General features: G+C 59.8%; 6 protein-coding genes. 3 read left to right on the top strand and 3 right to left on the bottom strand.

What is annotated here, in order from left to right:
- Positions 1-796: tRNA 2-thiouridine(34) synthase MnmA (gene mnmA, locus ACFFAR_RS23005; RefSeq protein ID WP_375508530.1), on the bottom strand; the 796-nt coding region annotated here is incomplete at its 3' end.
- Positions 797-859: 63 nt separating this feature from the next.
- Positions 860-1339 carry an NUDIX hydrolase gene (locus tag ACFFAR_RS23010; RefSeq protein ID WP_062169135.1) on the bottom strand — a complete coding sequence of 160 codons (480 nt, stop codon included), beginning with the start codon at positions 1337-1339 and terminating at the stop codon, positions 860-862.
- A gap of 207 nt (positions 1340-1546) precedes the next feature.
- On the opposite strand from ACFFAR_RS23010, the gene ACFFAR_RS23015 reads away from it, so the two are divergent.
- Genes ACFFAR_RS23015 through ACFFAR_RS23025 form a run of 3 tightly spaced genes read left to right on the top strand, consistent with a single transcriptional unit; the run spans position 1547 to position 4468 of the window.
- Positions 1547-2698: a Re/Si-specific NAD(P)(+) transhydrogenase subunit alpha gene (locus ACFFAR_RS23015; RefSeq protein WP_174364312.1), complete on the top strand. Its 1152-nt coding sequence runs from the start codon at positions 1547-1549 to the stop codon at positions 2696-2698.
- Position 2699: 1 nt separating this feature from the next.
- Positions 2700-3029, top strand: a complete 330-nt coding sequence (locus ACFFAR_RS23020) for an NAD(P) transhydrogenase subunit alpha (protein WP_061998448.1) — start codon at positions 2700-2702, stop codon at positions 3027-3029.
- Positions 3026-4468: an NAD(P)(+) transhydrogenase (Re/Si-specific) subunit beta gene (locus ACFFAR_RS23025; protein ID WP_062169134.1), complete on the top strand. Its 1443-nt coding sequence runs from the start codon at positions 3026-3028 to the stop codon at positions 4466-4468. Before ACFFAR_RS23020 ends, ACFFAR_RS23025 begins: the two co-directional genes overlap by 4 nt.
- Positions 4469-4502: 34 nt before the next feature.
- Here the strand turns inward: ACFFAR_RS23025 and ACFFAR_RS23030 are convergent, their stop codons facing one another.
- Positions 4503-5609, bottom strand: a complete 1107-nt coding sequence (locus ACFFAR_RS23030) for a hypothetical protein (protein WP_375508531.1) — start codon at positions 5607-5609, stop codon at positions 4503-4505.
- Positions 5610-5631: the final 22 nt, after the last annotated feature.

The following is a 5631-nucleotide window of genomic DNA, read 5'->3' on the forward strand; positions in this document are numbered from 1 at the left end:
TGTCCTTGCCCGCGACGAACCACGGGTCTCCGCTGCCGTCCTTGCTGCCGCCGAGCCCGATGCCCTTACGCTGGCCGAAGGTATAGAACGCCAGCCCGACATGCTCGCCGATCACTTTCCCATCGGGTGTTTTCATTGGACCGGGTTGCGTCGGCAGGTAGCGGTTCAGGAACTCGCGAAACGGCCGCTCTCCGATAAAACAAATGCCCGTGGAATCCTTCTTGGCCGCATTGGGCAAGCCGATCTGCGCTGCAATCTCACGAACCTTCGTCTTGGGCATCTCGCCGAGAGGAAACAGCGTCTTCGACAACTGCGCCTGATTCAGCCGATGCAAGAAGTACGACTGATCCTTCGTGTGATCCGTGGCCTTGAGCAGTTCGAACTGGCCATCGCGTTCGCGCACGCGAGCGTAATGGCCGGTCGCGATGGTTTCGCCGCCAAGCGACATGGCGTGATCGAGGAACGCCTTGAACTTGATCTCGGCGTTGCAGAGAACGTCAGGATTGGGCGTGCGGCCGGCCGAATATTCCCGCAGGAATTCGGCGAACACACGATCCTTGTATTCAGCCGCGAAGTTGACCGCTTCCACGTCGATGCCGATCAGATCCGCCACCGACACCACGTCGATCCAGTCCTGCCGGGTCGAGCAGTATTCGCTGTCGTCGTCATCTTCCCAGTTCTTCATGAACAGGCCGATCACGTCGTAGCCCTGCTCTTTCAGCAGCCACGCGGTCACCGACGAATCCACGCCGCCCGACATGCCCACCACGACTTTCTGTTTTCCGGCCTTGCTCATTGTGCTCTCTGCCTGATGCTTCGATTTTGCTTCGATTGTGGCTTGGATTGTTGCTTCGAAAACCTAGTCCCGCACCGGCGCGACCGAGTGCGTGTGAATGAAGTCGAGCGGCACGCGCCGCCCGGCGAGGTAATGATCGAGGCATTCCAGCACGGCCGGCGACCTGTGCCGGTCGGCGCATGCACGGAGTTCGTCGGCGGTGAGCCACATGGCGCGCACGATGCCATCGTCCAGTTTCGCGTCCGGCACCGGTCCCGACGTGGTGCCGCAGAACGTGAAGCGCAAATAGGTCGCCGATTTCCCCGGACGCTCGAAATGCGTCAGATACGTGCCGACAAGCGCCTGCGGTTCGAACCGATGCGCCGTTTCCTCCAGTGTTTCCCGCTTCACGGCATCGACAAGCGTTTCTCCCGCTTCCAGATGGCCGGCCGGCTGATTAATCTTGAGTCCGTCGGACGTGTGTTCCTCGATCACGAGAAAACGCCCGTCCCGCTCCACAATGGCCGCGACGGTAACGCGCGGCGTCCAGCGTTCAGTATTCATGGGACCGTATTTTACCGTTTTGCGGGTTTTCCCGTCGTTCGCCGAGTTGGTGAATGTTGTCGCCCGATCGCGCTATTTTTCGTGAATGTTTCAGTTACAGTGGCAATCAGTCGCAAAAACCAGCTTAAAGAACTGCTTAACAACTGCGAGCAGCAAGAGCACGACTGCACACGGCCAAAACAGAACTAGAACGTGAGGAGGATGAAGATGCATATCGGAGTGCCTGCCGAGACGCGGGCGAACGAGGCGCGCGTCGCCGCCACGCCGGAGACGGTCAAGAAGCTCGTATCGCAAGGTCACAGGGTCACCGTGCAGCGCGGTGCGGGGCTGCCGGCGAGTTATATCGATGAAGCTTTTGCTGCTGCCGGCGCCGAGCTCGTCGATGCCAACACCGCGTTCGCCGCCGATCTCGTCCTCAAGGTCCATTCGCCCAACGAAACCGAGCTGCCGCTGCTGAAACACGGCGCGGTCCTGGCGGGCATGCTCGACCCCTTCAACGCCGATAACAACACGCGCCTCGCCGCCTCCGGCATTACCGCGTTCGCGCTGGAAGCCGCGCCGCGCACGACCCGGGCGCAGAGCCTCGACGTGTTGTCGTCGCAGGCCAATATTGCCGGGTACAAGGCCGTGCTGGTCGCGAGCAATATCTACCAGCGCTTCATGCCCATGCTGATGACCGCCGCCGGCACCGTGAAAGCGGCGCGCGTGCTCGTGCTGGGGGCGGGCGTCGCGGGCCTGCAGGCCATCGCTACAGCCAAGCGGCTGGGTGCGGTCATCGAAGCATCGGATGTACGTCCCGCCGTGAAAGAGCAAATCGAATCGCTGGGCGCGAAGTTCCTCGATGTCCCCTATGAAACCGATGAAGAACGCGATGCCGCCGTCGGCGTGGGCGGCTATGCGCGGCCGATGCCCGCAAGCTGGCTCGCGCGCCAGTCCGTGCTGGTCGCCGAACGCGCGAAGCAGGCAGATATCGTGATCGCTACGGCGTTGATTCCCGGACGTCCCGCACCGACGCTGATCGCGGCTGAAACCGTCGCACAGATGAAACCCGGCTCGGTGATTGTCGATCTGGCCGCGGGCCGTGGTCCTGAATTCGAAGGGCGGCGCGGCGGCAATTGCCCGCTGACCGAAGCCGATCAGGTCGTGATGAAACATGGCGTGCATCTGGTCGGCTACACCAATCTTGCATCGATGGTCGCGACCGACGCCTCCGCCCTTTACGCCCGCAACCTGCTCGACTTCATCAAGCTGATCGTGACGAAGGAAGGCACGCTGAACATCGATATGGCCGATGACATCGTCGCGGCCACGCTCCTGTGCCGCGACGGCCAGGTCACGCGCGGGATCAAAGGAGACTGACATGGAACTGGTTAATCACACGGTCATCAACCTGATCATCTTCGTGCTCGCGATCTACGTCGGGTATCACGTGGTGTGGAACGTCACGCCCGCATTGCATACGCCATTGATGGCGGTGACGAACGCGATCTCGGCTATCGTGATTGTCGGCGCGATGCTCGCAGCCGGCCTCACCATAGGCGGCGCCGGCAAGTTCTTCGGCACGCTTGCGGTGTTGCTCGCAGCGGTCAACGTGTTCGGCGGATTTCTCGTCACGCGGCGAATGCTGGAGATGTTCAAGAAGAAAGCGCCGAAGCAAATTGCAGCTCCGTCGAAGGAGGCCGCGCAATGAGCATGAGCGTAGTCACCCTCCTGTATCTCGTCGCCTCGGTGTGTTTCATCCAGGCGCTCAAAGGCTTGTCGAATCCGAAGACCGCGCGCATCGGCAATACGTTCGGCATGGCCGGCATGGCGATCGCGATCCTGACGACCATTGCGTTGATCGTGAAGCAGGCGTCGGCGCTGGGATCGGATCTGTCGCTGGGCCTGGGGCTGCTGTTCGCAGCGCTCGTGGTGGGCGGCGCGATCGGCGCATACGTCGCGGCGAAAGTCGAGATGACGAAGATGCCCGAACTCGTCGCCGCCATGCATTCGCTGATTGGTCTGGCAGCGGTTTGTATCGCTTATGCGGTTGTTTCCGAACCCTCGGCGTTCGGGCTCGCCGCGCTGGGCGAACCGATTCCCGTGGGCAATCGCGTGGAGTTGTTTATCGGCACGTTTGTGGGTGCCATTACGTTCTCGGGTTCCGTGATCGCGTTCGGGAAACTCTCGGGCAAGTATCAGTTCAGGTTGTTCAAGGGTGCGCCGGTCGTGTACGCCGGCCAGCACATGATCAACTTGCTGCTTGCCATCGCGATGCTCGGCTTCGGCATCATCTTCATGTTCACGCAGTCGTGGCTGCCGTTCGTGATCATGACGCTGATCGCGTTCGCGCTCGGCGTGCTGATCATCATCCCGATCGGCGGCGCGGACATGCCCGTGGTTGTATCGATGCTCAACTCGTATTCGGGCTGGGCGGCGGCGGGCATCGGCTTTTCGCTGAACAACCCGATGTTGATCATCGCCGGATCGCTGGTGGGCTCGTCGGGCGCAATTCTTTCGTACATCATGTGCCGCGCGATGAACCGCTCGTTCTTCAACGTGCTCCTGGGCGGTTTCGGCAACGAAGGCGGCGCGGCGGCAACCGATGGCGCGAAGGAACAGCGCCCGGTGAAATCCGGTTCCGCCGATGACGCCGCGTTCATGCTCGGCAATGCCGAAACGGTGGTGATCGTGCCGGGTTATGGACTGGCCGTGGCGCGCGCTCAGCATGCGTTGAAGGAACTCACCGACAAGCTGATCGAGAAAGGCATCGACGTGAAGTATGCGATCCACCCGGTCGCGGGGCGGATGCCGGGGCATATGAACGTGTTGCTGGCCGAGGCGGAGGTGGACTACGAGCTCGTCCACGAGATGGAAGACATCAATGGCGAATTCCAGCAGACGGACGTGGTGTTGGTGCTCGGGGCGAATGACGTGGTGAATCCGGCGGCCAAGACCGATCCCAAATCGGTGATCGCGGGGATGCCGATTCTGGAGGCGTATCGAGCGAAGACGATTATCGTGAACAAACGCTCCATGGCGGCGGGTTATGCCGGGCTGGATAACGAACTGTTCTACATGGACAAGACGATGATGGTTTTCGGCGATGCCAAGAAGGTGATCGAGGATATGGTGAAGGCGGTGGAGTGAGGTTGTGTCACGTGGCAACAATCAACGCCGGTGACTAGCCAATAATCCCAATCCGGTGATGCACAAGCGCTATGGAATTCGCGAGTTGCCCGACCACCAGGCCCGCCTGGTCGGCTTGAGCCATCCATTGCGCTCCCACCAGGGCGAGCGTCGAGCCTAACAATGGCTCGGAAGTATCTCCAGCACCGACTGATCGCTGACTGCTGATGACGTTGCGATAATTTTCGGCCGGTCCTCGACCAGTAGCGCCCCAGCTGCTAGCAATTACATAGGTGTTGCCGTTACCGGCCACGAGGGACTGGCTAAAACTTTGGTCTGAGTTACGCGCAGCGTACGCATTGTGCACCACGGTGAAATTGATTGTTGTTGCCGTTCCTGCGGGAACCGCGACCCCTGGCGCGCCTACTGTGTTCCCGTCGAGTTTTAATACGGGCTGATTTGCAGCGTTGTACGTAATGCTAAGCCGTCGGCCATAGATGGCATCGGAGGTGTATGTTTGATCAATTCCCTGGTACTGAATACGCAGCGTCGGTTTGAAAGAATTTGGCAAGTCAGCATATTCGACTGTTTGCCACCGCGCGTCTTGGTAACGCAATGTTTTTTCGCGAAGCACATCATAAAACGGGTCAATGGACTTGCCACCAATTACATCGTCAAGTGTCGCGCTTGGCTTGTACTTACGAAGATAAGTAGCCAGATTCGACGCATAGGTCGTGAGATTGTTGCGAATGTTCGATCGGCTGATGTTTTGGACCCAATCGGCCGTATTGGTCGAGGTCGTGATTGCCTGACCGAGATAGGTCGTAGCGTTATAACCGGTCGTGGCAGGGTCGGCGAGGTCGATCCCTGTTTTGAACGAATGGGATTTGAACGATGGATCGAAGACATACCAGTCGCCATCAATTTTCGCTTTGACCCAAATGTGCTCGACAGCGACGCTGACAAGCGGCGAGGAGGAGCCGGGACACGCGCCGTTAGTTGTCGCCGTTATCTCATAAATCGGGATTTCGCCCTTCCCTAGCACGTTGGCCACCGCGCATGCATTTGACGTATCGACGCCGTACCATGACTCGACCTGGTTGGCGTCGAGGTTGAGCTTCTTGCCGATGTGGCCCAGCATCGCCTTTGCCCGCGAGCTCATCGAGGCTTACCCGGAAGCCAAG

The sequence above is a fragment of the uncultured Caballeronia sp. genome, from assembly GCF_964243625.1.
Lineage (GTDB): Bacteria > Pseudomonadota > Gammaproteobacteria > Burkholderiales > Burkholderiaceae > Caballeronia.